Below are 15486 nucleotides of genomic sequence, written 5' to 3'. Positions count from 1 at the left end.
TGGATGCGCTCGCTGACTTCGAGGCAAACTAAGCGCTTTTTAGTTTCCGCACTTTTTGTCGGGTTAGATCGGGGCGGCTTGGGATTGCAAAATCCATCGAGCGAACAAGCGATCTGTGACGGACCCACTGAGCCGGCCATGGGCGGCAACGCGACTGCGCCGCCGTTGCTCGAACAAAAGTTGCGTTTAGCGTTGAAATATACTTCTCCATCTGGATGATATAATAAATATAAAAAAATACCTTTGTTTTTTAATTATTGTTAACCATGTGTTAGTTGAGGTTATCCGGTTAACGCTTGAGGAAACTATTGAGGTTATGTTTCGTACCTCGCTGATATATGAGTCTTAGGTAATGTGCGGATTCGGGGGCTATTTCGGTTCGATCCGGGATGCGGAAGCTTTGCTTGCGCGCATGATAGCTGCGATCGCCCATCGCGGGCCGGATGAGCAAGGGAAATTTGTAACACCCGACGCTGGCCTCGGGCATGCGCGACTATCTGTAATCGGGATCGGTGATGGCCAGCAGCCGATGTCCGATGTATCGGGCAACTTGACCATTGCGTTCAACGGCGAGATTTTCAACTACCTGGAACTGCGCGAAGGGCTGATAGCCAAGGGCCGGCGCTTCCGTACGTCGAGCGACACTGAGGTCATCCTGCACCTGTATGACGAGATGGGCGAAGACTGCCTGCCGCTTCTGAACGGCGATTTCGCCTTCGCGATATGGGATAACAGGCGTCGGCGTATGGTGCTTGCACGAGACCGGATGGGTGTCCGGCCGCTGTTCTACACGAACAAGGACGGCGTGTTTTACTTCGCATCGGAAATCAAGGCCCTTATGAAGGTCCCCGGCGTCTCAGCCGAAATCGATCCGATTGCACTCGACCAGATCTTTACGCTGTGGGCGCCGATCGCTCCGCGCACGGCTTTCCGCAATATCCACGAGCTGGAGCCGGCAAGCATGATGATCGCGACTCAGGGGCAAGTCACGGTCAAACGCTATTGGCACCTCGACTATCCGCATCGGGATGCGCCGTCGACGGTCACGAACGAGGACGATGCGGCCGAGGAGCTGCAGGCCCTTTTAACCGATGCGGTGAGGCTTCGCATGCGCGCCGACGTGCCGGTCGGTTCTTATCTTTCGGGCGGGCTCGATTCGTCCCTTGTCTCGGCGCTTGCCGCCGGCATGACTCCTCTCAAGCTGCAGACATTTTCCGTGACGTTCGACAGCGCCGAGCACGACGAAAGCGCCTTCCAGACCGAGATGGCTTCAGCACTTGGCACCCATCATCGAACCATTGCCTGCCGTGCCGGCGATATCGCCGGTGTCTTCCCTGAAGTCATCCGCTTTGCCGAGCGGCCGATCATCCGCACGGCCCCGGCCCCCCTCTATCAATTATCCGGCCTAGTTCGCCAGGCCGGCCTGAAAGTGGTGCTGACTGGCGAGGGCGCCGACGAGGTCTTCGCAGGCTACGATGTCTTCAAGGAAGCGCGTGTTCGCCGGTTCTGCGGGCGGCAGCCGGCATCGCGCATGAGGCCACAGCTGTTCCGCAGGCTTTATCCCTATCTGCCGGGTCTGCAGCAGCAGTCAGTGGAGTACCTGGCTGCGTTCTTCGGCGCCGGTAACACTGCGCTCGACGATCCGCTGTTCTCCCATCGGCCGCGCTTCAAGACCACGGCGGCGGCGAAGATTTTCTTTTCCGGCGACCTGCGTGCGACGTTGAAGGGCTATGACGCGGCTGAGGACCTTGTCAGCCAGCTGCCCCAAGCATTTTCCCTGTGGCATCCACTGCATCAGGCACAATATCTCGAAACCCGCTTCCTCCTGCCGGGTTATATACTCTCCAGCCAAGGCGATCGCATGGCGATGGCGCATGGAATCGAAGGACGTTTCCCTTTCCTCGATCCTCGTTTGGTGGCATTCGCGGCAAGACTACCGCCGGAGATGAAGCTGAAGGGATTGGTGGAAAAGCACATACTTCGCAAGGCAGCCAAGCACCTCCTTCCGACGGCGATCCGGGAGCGCACCAAACAACCTTACCGAGCCCCGGACGCCAGCTCCTTTGTTGGAGCCGGAGAACTGGATTACGTACGCGACTGCTTGAGCGAAGCGAGCATCGCTGCCGGCGGACTATTCAACGCCAAGGCGGTGGCAAATCTTCATGAGAAATGCCGCACGCAGCCAGTATCTGGGTTTCGCGACAACGCGGCCTTCGTCGGCATTTTGTCGACGCAGCTGTGGCAGAAAAATTTCACCGGCCAAGAGGTCGGTGCGGCACGAGCAGCCTGAGGATGGAAGGAAAGAAAATGGTTACAATCAAGGACAAGGTCAGAACTTTTATCGTCGACAACTTCCTGTTCGGCGACACGTCATACCAGCTTGCAGATACAGACTCGCTGATCGAGAACGACATCATCGACTCGACCGCCGTGCTGGAATTGGTGGCATTCATCGAAGACGATTTCGGCATAGCGATGGTCGATTCCGACGTCGTACCGGCCAATCTGGATTCGATTGAACGTCTCTCATCCTTCATCAGTGCGAGAGCAAAGGCGCTGGCAGCGTAGGTGCCCGCGGCGAGGAGCGTCCATGCGGATCGAACATTTCCTGGCCGCGAAGGCCGCTGCCCATCCCGCCAAAACGGCATTGATCACCAAAGACAAAAGGCTGAGCTTCGAAGAACTGGACGATCTTTCGAGCCGCCTGGCCGCCGCCCTTTTTGTGAATGGCGTCAGGCGCAACGACCGGGTCCTGATCTTCATGGACAATTGCTGGGAGGCCGCGGTTTCGATTTTCGCCGTCCTCAAGGCAGGAGCGACGTTCAGTCCGATCAACGCATCCACCAAGGCTGAAAAGCTTGCCTACATCATCGCCGATTGCGACGCTGCCGCGATCCTCACGCAGGCAAAACTGATGCCCGTGGTCGCTGAGGCGTGCGGATCGAGCGGCGAGACCGGCATCTTCGTGGCTTCCACCGCTGGTACCGATGGCCAATGCCCGGCAGGGGCTGCATCCCTAGCGGACTGCCTGACGCTCGAAGCCAGTGAGATCGACCACGGCGGCATCGACGTCGATCTGGCTATGCTCATCTACACCTCAGGCTCAACGGGCCGGCCCAAGGGCGTGATGATGACGCACCGCAATTGCGACGCGGCCGCGGACTCGATCACCACCTATCTGCGCAACTCGCCAGACGACATCATTTTGAATGTTCTTCCCCTTGCCTTCGACTATGGCCTCTATCAGTTGCTGATGGCCGTCAGGCTCGGCGCCACGCTGGTGCTCGAAAAGTCCTTCGCTTTTCCTCAAGCAGTCTTTGAACGTATCCGCGAGGAGGGCGTCACCGGTCTTCCGCTCGTGCCAACTATGGCGGCGATGGTCCTGCAGATGCGTGACCTGACGCCGGGCTTCCTGCCCAGCCTTCGCTATATTTCGAATACGGCAGCGGCCTTGCCGCAGGCGCACATAGAACGTCTGCGTTTCCTTTTTCCCGGTGTCAGACTCTATTCGATGTATGGCCTGACGGAATGCAAGCGCTGCACCTACCTGCCGCCCGAGGAGCTCGATCGCCGGCCGGGGTCGGTCGGCATAGCCATCCCGAACACCGAAGCCTTTGTCGTCGACGACCACGGGCAACGCGTGCCGCCAGGCGTAGCGGGTGAACTGGTCATTCGGGGACCGCACGTCATGCAAGGTTACTGGCGCAACGAAGCAGCAACCGAACGGGCCCTGCGGCCTGGCCCAAACCCTTGGGAGAAGGTTCTCTATACCGGCGATCTGTTCAGGACCGATGAGGATGGCTTTCACTATTTCGTCGGGCGCAAGGACGACATCATAAAGACGCGGGGGGAGAAGGTGGCCCCGAAGGAGGTGGAGGCCGTGCTTCACGCCCATCCGGGCATCGCGGAGGCCGTTGTCGTCGGCGTGCCGGATCCGGTGCTTGGGCATGCGATCGGCGCACTCGTGATACGCTCGGACCCGAAGCTAAGCGAAAAGGATGTCATGCGCCACTGCGCACGTCATCTTGAGGATTTCATGGTCCCCAAGGTCATCGAGTTCCGCTCGGAATTACCAAAAACGGATACGGGCAAGGTCAGCCGCCGGCTTGCTGCAGAGATGATGGAGGCCGCGCAATGAGTGTTCGCCCCAGCGACGACGCCCAGACCATTCTGGCGCAGGCCCTGGCGATCGACCCCGCCGCCGAAACGGACAGGATCGTCACCGCTTTGCGCCAGCAGTTGCGTGGTATTCGCAAGCGGGGTCTCACGCTCGGTCTTTCGGGTGGGATCGATTCAAGCGTTTCGGTGGCGTTGGCCGCGCGAGCCGTCGGGCCTCAGAATGTATTGTGCCTGTTCATGCCGGAAAACGATTCCGATCCGGAAAGTCTGCGGCTCGGCCGCCTTGTCGCCGACACTTTCGGTGTCGAGGCTATTGTGGAGGATATCGGGCCGGCTCTGCGCGCCATGGGCTGCTATGAGCGTCGCGACACCTTCATCCGCGAAGTGGTCCCGGAATATGGCGAAGGCTGGGCCTCGAAGATCGTGATCGCGAACGCGCTTGAGGGCGAAGGCTACAATATTTCGTCGCTGGTGGTGCAGGATCCCAAGGGCAAGCAGACGAAAATAAGAATGCCGCTGCCGGTCTATCTCGGTGTCGTCGCCGCCACCAACATGAAACAGCGCACCCGCAAACAGATCGAATATTATCATGCCGATCGCTTGAACTTCGCCGTTCTTGGAACGCCGAACCGGCTGGAATACGATCAGGGTTTCTTCGTCAAGAACGGTGACGGCGCGGCTGACGTGAAGCCGATCGCACATCTCTATAAAACGCAGGTCTATGCGCTGGCCGCCTTTCTCGGCGTTCCAGAGGAAATCCGCAAACGGCCGCCGACCACCGATACCTACTCGCTGGCGCAGACGCAGGAGGAGTTCTACTTCTCGCTTCCCTATGACCGGATGGATATTTGCCTTTTCGGCCTTAACAACGGCGTGGCCGCCGAAGTGGTGGGGCAGGCGGCGGGACTGACCGCCTCGCAAGTTGAACGCGTATGGGCCGACATCGCCGCCAAGCGCAGGGCGACGCGCTATCTGCACCTGCGTCCGCAACTCGTTGATGAGGTCGAGGAAATCAGTACCTGGAACTGGCTCTCAAACCTAGCCACGGCGAGCGCTTCAGGGTGACCGATGTTCCGCCCCCCATTGCCCTGTTCGTCTTGATCTGTGATCGGCTTTCCGTGGACGGAGCAAAAGGAGTTTCTCGATGAGACTACGTTGGAGGTTCTCGGGTTCGCCTTGCGCTCTGGCGAGAGGCTGGCGAACCGGAATGCGCTCGGCCAGTCGGACGGAAATCGGCGGTGCTGGACTAGTTGCCGTGGACAAGGCTTAATGCTGCGCGGCGAGGTTGCCGGGGGCGATTATGAGATCACCGCAGCAAATGACCGATGGCGGCGATGTTCTCGATGCTGTCGTCATCGGGGCCGGCTGGGCCGGCCTGGGTGTCAGCTATTGGCTGGCGCGACGGGGTCTGCGCCACAGCGTATTGGAGCGGGGCCGCATAGGAGAGACCTGGCGCACACAGCGATGGGATTTATTTCGGATGAATACTCCCAACGTGCAGACCGTCATGCCGGGCGATTGCTATGACGGTCCGGATCCGGATGGTGCCCTGACGCGCGATCAGTTCGTCACTCTCCTTGAGGATTTCGCCGGGCGCAACGCGCTGCCGATCGAACCGGATACTGCGGTAAGCGAACTCACGCGCGAGAATGGCGCCTATCGGCTGACCACCTCACACGGCACGATTTGGGCGCGCAATGTGATCGTCGCAAGCGGCAGCCTGAATTGTCCGGTGCGCCCGGTCTGGGCCGCCGCGTTGTCGCCAGCTCTCCGCCAGATCGACGCTTCCGGCTACCGCAGCGCTGCCGATCTGCCCGACGGAGCGGTGCTGGTGGTCGGAAGCGGCCAATCTGGTGCTCAGATCGCGGAGGAATTGGCGGACGCGGGCCGAGCAGTCTTCCTTGCGACCAGTCGTGTCGGACGGCTCCCACGGCGCTACCGGGGTCGCGACATCATGGTCTGGCTGCTCGAAAGCGGGTTTCTCGACGTGCGCCGGGAGGAAGTCATTCGACTTGCGGGACGCATCCCGCCGCGTGGCGTGCTCGGGTCGACGCATACGATAAGCCTTCAGGCGCTGAGCGCCCAGGGTGTCGTGCTGCTTGGGCGTCTCACCGGCATCGAGGATGGCGGCAGCCTCTCGTTTGCCGACGATCTCGAAGCGAATGCCCGCTTTGCGGATGAAGCCTCCGAAAATGTCAAACGCCATGTCGACGACTATATCAGCCGCATGGGGATCGATGCACCCGTTGCGGAGCCCGACCCGGCGGAGACGGTCGCGATGCGTCAGCCGAACCCGATGATCGGTTCGCTCGATCTCTCCCGCTCCGGCGTAACGAGCGTGGTGTGGTGCACGGGCTTTAAGGGCGATTTCAGTTGGATGAGGCTTCCCGGTGCGCTCGACAGCGCGGGACAGCCTGTTCACGCGGATGGCGTGGCCGCCCTGCCGGGCCTTTACTTCGCAGGGCTGGACTTCGCCTCCACACGCAAGTCAGGCATCATCTTGGCGATCGCCGAGGAAGCACCTCGCCTTGTCGAACATATCGCAGGGCATTCGTGACCGCCTGGCATAGTCAAGAAGCTCCTGACAGTCAGGGCCGTCAGAGGCCGGCAGATCGTCAGTCACCGCCTTGCGCCGCCACCAGGGTCACGTCTCGCCGCTTAGCGACGTTCCCACTGAGCGAAGGCAAAGGCCTCCGACGATCAGCCAATGACTTCGCTCCCGCACGACTGAATGCTTCAGGTGAAGCGGCCGCCGATCAGCCGGCTCCACTGCTCGCCCGCAAGCCCGTTCAGGAAAGCCTGCGAGTTCTTCATGGCATCCAAAAGCTCTGGATCGCGTGAATGCACCACGGTCGAGGCAACGGTCAGGAAAGCTATGCGTCGTCCAAGCATTGCTTCCAGAAGTGCGGGTTGAATGCGCCCGCGCAAGCCGCTAACGCCGCGCGCGGCGGCATGATCGATCAGGCAGTCGATGACTGAACCCGCCTGGCCGGGGAGGGCGAGGATCTGCAGCACGCGACCGATTTCACCCGCCCGTGCGTGATAGGCGAATGCGCCGACATTGGTGCCGGCTGGCGATGCCACGGAAACATAGACAAGCTCGCCCAGGTCGGGCTTTTCTGCCGCATCGGCCAGGATGTGAGCAAGCTGGCCCTCCGTCCACTGCGGGCGCAGGGCGAACTGGACGGTCAACGGTTCGACGAGCTTGGCAAATGTGCCGCTGTCGATTTCGCACGTCCGAAAAGCGCCATGGCCTGCCCCGTCCGCCGCCACACCGGACCAGCGTCGTTCGCTGGACTTCATTCGCCTGCAATAAAATCGGTCGAGGGCATGGGCAAACGGATTGAGAATTCGGGCAAGCTTCATGCGATTGGCGGAAAGGCTGAGCACAAAGCTCGACGGCCGCATCACGCGTACCCAGTCGAGACTGTATTGCGGCAGGACCACGCCGCGCAGCCGGGTCCACAACTTCGTGGAAATATCATTGGCCGTCTCGCTGAAGGAGATGTCTTGCGGACCATCCAGGTAGGCTTTCAACAAGCGAGCGCCGGCCATCGGGTCGCGCTCATGATCCTCGACCATGAGCGAACTGCAGATGGCGGCTCGTAATTGCCGGCCGTTGAACTGCATCGGCAATGCGTGAACGCCGACAAATCCGGAGACGCGGCCGGCTGCGTTGACGTGGACAAGCGACCGCAGGTCGCCTCCGCAACCCGGCGCCTCCAGATAAAACCGTCTCATATAGTCGATGAGCGCTGGCGTCGCTTCGGTCCGCTCTTTGCGCAGCACGCGTTGAAACATGCCTGCGACTGCCGGAAGATCGGCACCTTCAAGAGCGCGAATGACGCTCAAGCCCGGCTCCCGGCACCGGAGTCCCTGCGTTTCCAGACACTGGCAAGGCCAGGCTCCCTGTCGGCGATCGCGGCGAACGTCAGCTGTTGGCAGTGCTGCAATCTCCAGTTGCACTCTCTCAGGTTGCCGAAAGGAGAGCTATGATGCTGTGGCAAGGTAGGCCCTTTGCTTGATCATGAAAACGAGCGTCGTTGCTGTTAACAACTTCGGGTAAACCGATGTTAAAGTATTGGTAGCGAATCGAGTTTTATCGACGCGACTTACGCCTTGTTTCCTCGGCGCTGCCGCACGTCCGGCGAAGCCTCAGCCTGCAACTTCCTGCGCGAAGCCAAGTCGCTTGGCTACCATCCTTGCCCGTGTCGCCGGTCTTGAGACGAACCATGGCAAGTGCTGCATGATCTGCCGCTGTCGCCTGGTGCAGGAAAAACCGTCGCCGAAATCGAAGATCATGGCGGAAGGAGCCGGAAATCCCTGCCTTCGGGCAGCAGCTGCCCGCCGTCGACGATGATGGTCGTGCCGGTGATGTAGCTGGCGTCGTTCGAGGCCAGGAACAGGAAGGCGTTGGCCACGTCGCGCGGGCTGCCGAGGCGGCCGAGCGGTATGGAGTCCTCCATGTTCTTTATATAGGCGGCGCCGCGATGCAGCTGGATTGCTTCGGTCAGGATATTGCCGGGTTCGACGCCGTTGACGGTGATGCCATACGCCGAGAATTCGAGAGCGGCCGAACGGATCAGGCCGTTAATGCCGGCCTTGGTCGCCGAATAGTGGCCGTGACCGGGGCTGGTGACGTGCGGGCCGGTGATGGAGGAGGTGAACAGCATGCGGCCAAAGTGCTGCGCCTTCATAGGAACGAGCGCGGCGCGGGCGGCATTGAAGCTGCCGCGCAAATTGACCGCCATGACACGGTCCCAGTCCTCCGGACTGGTGTTTTCCAGCAACTGCCAGGGGTAGATGCCGGCATTCTGGACCATGATGTCGAGGCGGCCGTGATGGTCGAGCGCCAGCGCAACGGCGGCCTCCGCATCGGCCATCTGCGAGATGTCGGTGCGGATGAAGGCGGCGCCGAGCTCGTCTGCGGTCGCTTGCCCGGCCTCGACCTCGGTGTCGGCCAGGACCAGTTTCGCACCCTCTTCGGCGAAGCGCTGTGCGATGCCCTTGCCGATGCCGCGCGCGCTGCCGACGATCAGCGCAACCTTGTTTTCGAGACGGCCGGTCATGCCAGCCTCTGGCGGATGGTTTGCTTGAAGGCGTCGAGCAGCACGGCGGCAAGCACCAGCAGGCCATGGATCACCTGGGTGAAGTTGGCCGGAAGGCCCATGAGGTTGATCGCCGTGTTGATGGCCGACAGCAAAAGCACGCCGGCATAGACGCCGGGCAGGGTGCCGACGCCGCCCTTCAGGCTGACACCGCCGATGACGACCGCGGCGAAGGCATTGAACAGCAGGCCGACGCCAAGATTGGCGGTGGCGCCGGAGGTGCGGATTGCCAGCAGCCAGCCGGCAAGGCCGGCGATGGCGCCAGCGAGAACGAAGGCAATGACGAGGTTCCGGGTGACGCGGATGCCGGCGCGGAAGGTTGCGGTCTCGTTGCCGCCGATCATGACGAGGTGCCTGCCGAAGGGTGTCTTGGCCATGATCAGCGAGAAGATCACGAAACACGAAATGGTGATCCAGGCGGTGAGCGGCAGGCCAAGGAGGCGCTGAATGCCGAACCAGCGGATTGCCGGCGCAAGATCCTGCGCGGAGCGGCCGCCGGAAATAACCAGCACGAGGCCGCGCACCCAGATGTAGGACGCCAGCGTGATGATGAAAGCACTCATCTTCACCTTCACGACCAAATAGCCGTTGATGGCGCCGATGATGCCGCCGACAACGAGGGCAATAAGCAGCGAAACCGGAACCATCAGCCATTCCGGATCCAATTGGACACCCAGGCCGATACCCGCCGAGCAGAACAGGATGCCGACCGCCATGGCGCCGAGCGCCGCCACGGATTCGACGGACAGGTCCATGTGGCCGGTGATGATGACCAGCGCCAGGCCGATCGACATGACGCCAAGCACGCTCGACGCCTCTATGATGTTGGCGAAGATGCCGAGCTGGAAATAGTTTGGAATGAAGATGGAGAAGACCACCAGCACGAAGACCAGCATGAACCAGACGAGGTTGTCGAGGGTGAACTCGAGGGCGTGGCGCGTGCGGGGATTCATGTGCTGATCCGACTGGCGCATGACCCCGAAAGCCGATTCGATTTTCGGGATTATGCGCGGATTGAAATTGCTGCAGCGTCCCTGCGCGTTCGTTCTGACGTGCCGGGCTGCAGAGGTTGGGCTCCGGGCCGGCGCGGCCCGGAGCCGTAGGCGACCTTGTTATTCGACCGGCTTCACGGTGTCCGTGGGCGGCTTCATATTGCCCCAGAAGGCCGGGTTATCGACGTTTTCCTTGGTGATCGCAGCGCCGGGGATCTTGATATTTGGGCCCCAGGCTTCCTTGGTCACGGTCGACTTCAGGCCGAGCACGTCGTACTCGCCCGGCTTGATCTCCTGCTTGTTGACGACCTTGTCCATGAACATGGCGACGGCGGCGGCCTGAGCGTAGAGCGGCTGCTCGACTTCGACATTGAGCCAACTCTTGCGGATCAGGTCGAGCCCGACCGGCGCACCGTTCGAGCTCATCAGCATGACATCACCCGGTTTCTTGCCGGCGGCCTCAAGCGAGGCGACGGCGGCGACCGAGAGATGGGCGGCGTGGCTGAAGATCAGGTCGATATCCGGGTTGGCAAGCATCTGGTCGGCAACGATGGTGCCGGCATTGCTGGCTTCCCATTGCATGGCCGGAACCGAGATGATCTTGACGTCCGGGAACGCCTTCATCTTCTCCTCGAAACCCTTCTGGATGTCGAGCGTGTAGGGGTCGCCAGGATCGCCGAGCACCTGGAGGATCTTGCCTTTCACCGATCCGTGCTTGGCCTTCAAGAGCTTCTCGGCCTGATCGGCGGCAATCTGGCCGATCTCGACCGTTCCCGCCACCGACGTGAAATCGGACGGTGTCGCGGTGATCTGGCGATCGAACTCGACCACCGGGATGCCGGCGGCGCGGGCGGCCTCGATAGACGGCTTCAACGCATTGAAATCGACGGCGGCGAGAATGATCGCCGACGGTTTGAGCGCGATGACGTCGTTCATTTGCGATTGCTGAGCGTCGGTCTTGTTATCGGCGTTCAGCGTCTTCATCTCATAGCCGACCTGCTTCAGGAACATCTCCAGAGCGCTCACCGAGCCGGTCTGGAATTCATCGAGCAATGTCGGCACCAGGTAGTAGACGGTGCCCTTGGACTGGGCGAATGCCGGCGTGAGCGTGGCAAAGGCCAGTGCCAGGATACCGAAGACAGCAAGAAGTATTTTCTTCATGTCGTTCGCTCCTTTTGCGCCGGACCCCTCGTTTGTCCCTCAGCCTGCCGGTCCGGCACCGGCGAGCGTCTCTCCGGTGATCATGTTGATCACCGCGTCGGGACTTGTTTTGTTTCGCGCGACATCGCCCGCCACGACACCTTGCCGGATCACCACGATCCGGTCGGCGACCTGGAAGGCCTGCTGCATGATATGGGTGATGATGACGACGCCGATACCTTGGCTGGCCACCTGGCGGATCATGTCGAGACCGCGCCGCGTCTGCTCGACACCGAGTGCCGCGAACGGCTCGTCGAGAAGCACGAGCTTGCCGCCAAAATGCACGAATCGGTTGAGCTCGATGGCCTGCCGCTGGCCGCCCGAGAGGTGCTCGACATTGGTTCTGAGCGAAGGGATGCGCGTGCCTGCGCTGGCCAGCGCCTTTTCGACCACCTGCTCCATGGCGGGTTCGTCGAGCACGGCAACGCCAAGAAATTTCCTGGTGATCTCGCGGCCCATGAAGAAATTGGCCACCACGTCGACATTGGTGCAAAGCGAGAGGTCCTGGTAGACGGTCTCGATCCCTGCCGCCTTGGCCTCGGCGGGAGATTTGGCCAGGAATTCCTTTCCCTCGAACAGCATGCGACCGGAGGTCGGCTCCAGGCCACCGGCGATGATCTTGACCAGTGTCGATTTGCCGGCGCCGTTGTCGCCTAGAAGCGCCACCACCTCGCCCTTGCCGATCGAGAAGCTGATGCCCTTGAGCGCTTCGATCGCGCCATAGTTCTTGGCGACGTTGTCGAGCACCAGCAGAGGTTCACTCATGCCGCGATCCCCTTGCCTTGCAGGATATCTCGCCCGCGTTCGCGCTCGGCCGTGAATATCTGGCCGAAGCGTGGCGAAAGCACCCCGGAGACGGCAAGCGCTGCGGCCCCGCGCAGCACCGCATGCTGGCCGCCGCGTGCGACGGTGACACGCGGCGCCGTGCGGTCCTTTCGCGCCGAGATCGAGTTGGGAAGGTTCGCAACCGAACCGGCCAGCCGTTCAAGTAAATCGATGGACGCCAGTCCGCCGAGGATGATGGTTTCGGGATCGAACAGGTTCTCAATGATGGTGATGGCGTTGCGAAAGATCGGCCCGACTTCATCAACCCAATCGGCGTCGCTGATGTTCCGGCGCCGCAGCGCCTCGAGCGAGAGGTATCTTTCGAGGCAGCCGCGGTTGCCGCAGGGGCACGGCTCGCCACCCGGCACGACAGGAATGTGTCCGATTTCGCCTGCATTTCCCCAGGCGCCGCGCAGCGCGCTTCCGTCATGAACCATGACGCCGCCAAGACCGACACCAAAATAGAGATAGTAGTATTCGGAATATCCCGTCCCGAGGCCATACAGGCGCTCACCCATTGCCGCGGCCGCCATGTCGGTTTCAAAAAACGCGGGCAGCCCGGTCGATGCCTCCAGCCGATCTCGAAGCGCCACGTCCTTCCAGCCGGTCATCGTCGTCGGGCCGATAAAGCTCATCGACTCCACCCCAAAAGGGCCGGGCAGCGCCATGCCGATGCCGAGAACGCGACCGCCAGGCCGCAGTCGGGTCAATTCAAGCACCATCGCGCCGATCAGATCGAAGGCATGGTCGGGCGTTGCGCTGGGGGCCTCGCGGTAGATGCTCTCGATCACGTCTCCGCTCAAATTGATCAGCGCCGCATTGATACCCAGCGGGGTGACATGGATGCCGACGGCATAGCCGCCCTCCGGGTTGATCCGCAGGGTCGCCGGAGGCAGCCCGCGCCCCCGCGGCTCTTCGCGCAGGGACAGAACGTAGCCGTGTTCTTCCAGCTCGCGAACGATGGTCGATACCGTTTGGACAGTGAGCCCGACCCGCCTGGCAATGTCGCCGCGGGCGATCGGACCGTGAAGGCGGATGGATTCGAGGACGATGCGCCTGTTGTAAGGCCGCCCGAATTCCTGATTGGTCCCACGCAGTGCCATGTCTTGCGTCCCTAGGAGACATTGAGGTTCGCACCGAATATTTATTCAGTCAAATGGAATTCAAAAATAACAAGTGACTTCCGCGAATGATGAATCAGTCCCGGGCCCACCAGCGACACGGAGCAGGAGCAGAGGCCGCTATCAGATGGAAAACGGCCAGATCTGTCTTAATGAAGAAGATGCGGGCTTCAGAGATACTGCGCGACCTTCTTGCCGACCCTTAGGAAGCGCAGCGGGTCGATGGCTTCGCCATTGTGGCGGATCTCGTAATGCAGATGCGGGCCGGTCGAGCGGCCGCTGCTGCCGGTCTTACCGATGACGTCGCCGGCATTGAGTCTCTTGCCGACGGTCACGTTGATTTTGCTGAGATGCCCATAGCGCGTCGCAAAGCCGTTGCCATGATCGACCTCGACCATGCGGCCATAGCCGCCGTTCCAGCCGGCCTTGACGACGACGCCGGGCGCCGTCACCTTCGCAGGCATTCCGGTCGGCGCCCTGAAATCCATCCCCGAATGCAGCGCGGCGGTGCCGAGGAGCGGATCGGTGCGCACGCCGAACGGGCTGGTGACCGAGCGACCGGGGGCGGGATTGGCGAGCGGCAGCCGTCGCGCCTCCGTCTTCAGACGATCGAGCGCGTCCAGCGCCTCGTCGAGTTCCCGTACCTTGCTGTCGAACGTCATCGAACTGTCGATTGGTATCAGCGGACCGCCGGTATCGCTCTTGCCAAAATCGCTGTCGACCGGCAGGCCAGCCGCCTCGAGCGCCTGAGAGATTGCATCGGCGTTTCTGTAGGCGTTGTCGGCAAGCGTGGTGATGCGGGTGAGCTGCTGGCTCTCTATGGCCTTGAGCGACTCGCTGATCGATACGAACAGTCTGTCGGCACGAGCGGCCGCCGCATCGCTCGGCAGCGGATCGGAGCGGGTCGACCACAGGGAGAACGGCCTGGTATCGCCGGCGCCAAGGTTGGCGCCGACGCTGGCAACCGAATAGGACTGCGGCTGGGCGTCGGTTACGTCGGCGCGTTTTTCCGGCTTTGCGGACGCAGCAGTGCCTGCGGCAGGTGGCGTTCCGACTTCGCTCTCGCCGCGCTCGAGGAGCGGGCCGAGGCGGCCGTGGCGCAGGCTGAGCTGGGTCTGTCGTTCCAGCAGTTCGCCAACTTTGGTTTCCATGAGCTGCTGGTCGAGAAGCTGACGGCTGGTGATCCGGTCGACCTGGGCGCGCAGTGCGGAGATGCGGTCCTCATAGGCCTGCTGCATGCGCGCCTGCCGTGCCGTGGTCGCGCCGATCAGGTCGTCGCGCAGCACGAGATAGGAGGTCGCCAGCAGGTAGCCTATGGCCATCGCCGCCAGCGCGGAGCCGCAAAATGCGGCAACCCATGGACGTATCGTGAAATGCCTGACCTCGTTGCCCCGGGCGATAATGACCGTGTGGGGCTCCTTGCGCCTGCCGAAGACCGTTGACTGACTGGCTACGTTCACGGGACCAAGCTTTCGTTACGATACCAACGACAAGCCTGATTACACATCATTAAGGTTAACGGTCGGTTGCTGGCGCCCAGCTCCTTGCAGCCCATGGGTTGCAGCTGGTTGGCATGAGGGCATGAGGCGCAGGCTCAGCGCTTCATGCCTCACATGGGGCTCTCAGCCCACAGCCAACGTCGCTATCAGAGCGCGCGGACGGCCTCCAGCACCGCCTCGGCATGGCCTTTGACTCGTACGTTCCGCCATATCTTGGCAATCCGTCCGTCGCCGCCGATCAGGAACGTTGCGCGCTCTACGCCCATATAGCGGCGGCCATAGAGCTTCTTCTCGACCCACAGATGATAGGCTTCGATCACCTTGCGCTCCTCGTCGGCGACGAGGTCGACGGTCAGGTCGTATTTTGATTTGAATTTGTCGTGTTTTCGGACGCTGTCCGGCGACAGGCCGATGACGGTGGCGCCGAGCTTTTCGAACTCCGGCTTCAACTGCGAAAAGCCGATCGCCTCATTGGTACAGCCCGTGGTGTCGTCTTGCGGGAAGAAGTAAAGCACGACCGGCTTCCCCAGCAATGACGCGAGGCTGAGCGAGCCGCCGCCGTCGCGGGGAAGGTCGAACTGCGGCGCAAGGTCGCCGAGATCGAGATCAGCCATATCGATGC

The 15486-nt window shown here is 61.5% G+C and carries 13 protein-coding genes; 5 read left to right on the top strand and 8 right to left on the bottom strand.

The window, feature by feature from the left end:
- The first annotated feature begins 352 nt into the window (after positions 1-352).
- The 5 genes from asnB to ACWTU8_RS11470 all read left to right on the top strand — a co-directional run bounded on the left by asnB (position 353) and on the right by ACWTU8_RS11470 (position 6676).
- Positions 353-2290 (top strand): asparagine synthase (glutamine-hydrolyzing), encoded by a 1938-nt coding sequence (gene asnB, locus ACWTU8_RS11490; protein ID WP_455848160.1) that lies wholly within the window; start codon positions 353-355, stop codon positions 2288-2290.
- 17 nt (positions 2291-2307) lie between these two features.
- A complete protein-coding gene (locus ACWTU8_RS11485; RefSeq protein WP_029353536.1) occupies positions 2308-2568 on the top strand; it encodes an acyl carrier protein in 261 nt (86 codons plus the stop codon).
- Between the two features lie 22 nt (positions 2569-2590).
- Complete coding sequence (locus ACWTU8_RS11480) at positions 2591-4138, top strand: class I adenylate-forming enzyme family protein (protein WP_455848159.1); 1548 nt, start codon at positions 2591-2593, stop codon at positions 4136-4138.
- The gene (nadE, locus tag ACWTU8_RS11475) at positions 4135-5184 is read left to right on the top strand and encodes an NAD(+) synthase (protein ID WP_455848158.1); all 1050 of its coding nucleotides are present in this window, start codon (positions 4135-4137) and stop codon (positions 5182-5184) included. Before ACWTU8_RS11480 ends, nadE begins: the two co-directional genes overlap by 4 nt.
- A gap of 235 nt (positions 5185-5419) precedes the next feature.
- A complete protein-coding gene (locus ACWTU8_RS11470; protein ID WP_455848157.1) occupies positions 5420-6676 on the top strand; it encodes a flavin-containing monooxygenase in 1257 nt (418 codons plus the stop codon).
- A 179-nt stretch (positions 6677-6855) separates the two neighbouring features.
- Here ACWTU8_RS11470 and ACWTU8_RS11465 read toward each other — a convergent pair whose 3' ends face one another.
- The 8 genes from ACWTU8_RS11465 to ACWTU8_RS11430 form a co-directional block, all read right to left on the bottom strand.
- Positions 6856-7971: a hypothetical protein gene (locus ACWTU8_RS11465; RefSeq protein ID WP_455848156.1), complete on the bottom strand. Its 1116-nt coding sequence runs from the start codon at positions 7969-7971 to the stop codon at positions 6856-6858.
- A gap of 446 nt (positions 7972-8417) precedes the next feature.
- Positions 8418-9188, bottom strand: a complete 771-nt coding sequence (locus tag ACWTU8_RS11460) for an SDR family oxidoreductase (protein ID WP_455848155.1) — start codon at positions 9186-9188, stop codon at positions 8418-8420.
- Positions 9185-10180, bottom strand: coding sequence for an ABC transporter permease (locus ACWTU8_RS11455; protein WP_455848154.1), 996 nt, complete (start codon positions 10178-10180; stop codon positions 9185-9187). Before ACWTU8_RS11455 ends, ACWTU8_RS11460 begins: the two co-directional genes overlap by 4 nt.
- Before the next feature lie 159 nt (positions 10181-10339).
- Positions 10340-11380 (bottom strand): sugar ABC transporter substrate-binding protein, encoded by a 1041-nt coding sequence (locus ACWTU8_RS11450; protein ID WP_455848153.1) that lies wholly within the window; start codon positions 11378-11380, stop codon positions 10340-10342.
- A gap of 39 nt (positions 11381-11419) precedes the next feature.
- Entirely contained in the window at positions 11420-12184 is a 765-nt protein-coding gene (locus ACWTU8_RS11445; RefSeq protein WP_455848152.1) for an ATP-binding cassette domain-containing protein, read from the bottom strand.
- Complete coding sequence (locus ACWTU8_RS11440; protein ID WP_455848151.1) at positions 12181-13347, bottom strand: ROK family transcriptional regulator; 1167 nt, start codon at positions 13345-13347, stop codon at positions 12181-12183. The genes ACWTU8_RS11445 and ACWTU8_RS11440 overlap by 4 nt, the downstream gene beginning before the upstream one ends.
- A 188-nt stretch (positions 13348-13535) precedes the next feature.
- Positions 13536-14825: a M23 family metallopeptidase gene (locus ACWTU8_RS11435; protein WP_455848150.1), complete on the bottom strand. Its 1290-nt coding sequence runs from the start codon at positions 14823-14825 to the stop codon at positions 13536-13538.
- A gap of 185 nt (positions 14826-15010) precedes the next feature.
- The gene (locus ACWTU8_RS11430) at positions 15011-15478 is read right to left on the bottom strand and encodes a peroxiredoxin (protein ID WP_455848149.1); all 468 of its coding nucleotides are present in this window, start codon (positions 15476-15478) and stop codon (positions 15011-15013) included.
- Positions 15479-15486 lie beyond the last annotated feature (8 nt).

It is taken from the genome of Mesorhizobium sp. BHbdii, assembly GCF_053848045.1.
Note: the sequence above shows the minus strand (reverse complement) of the source record. Positions and strands in the feature narration are given on the sequence as shown.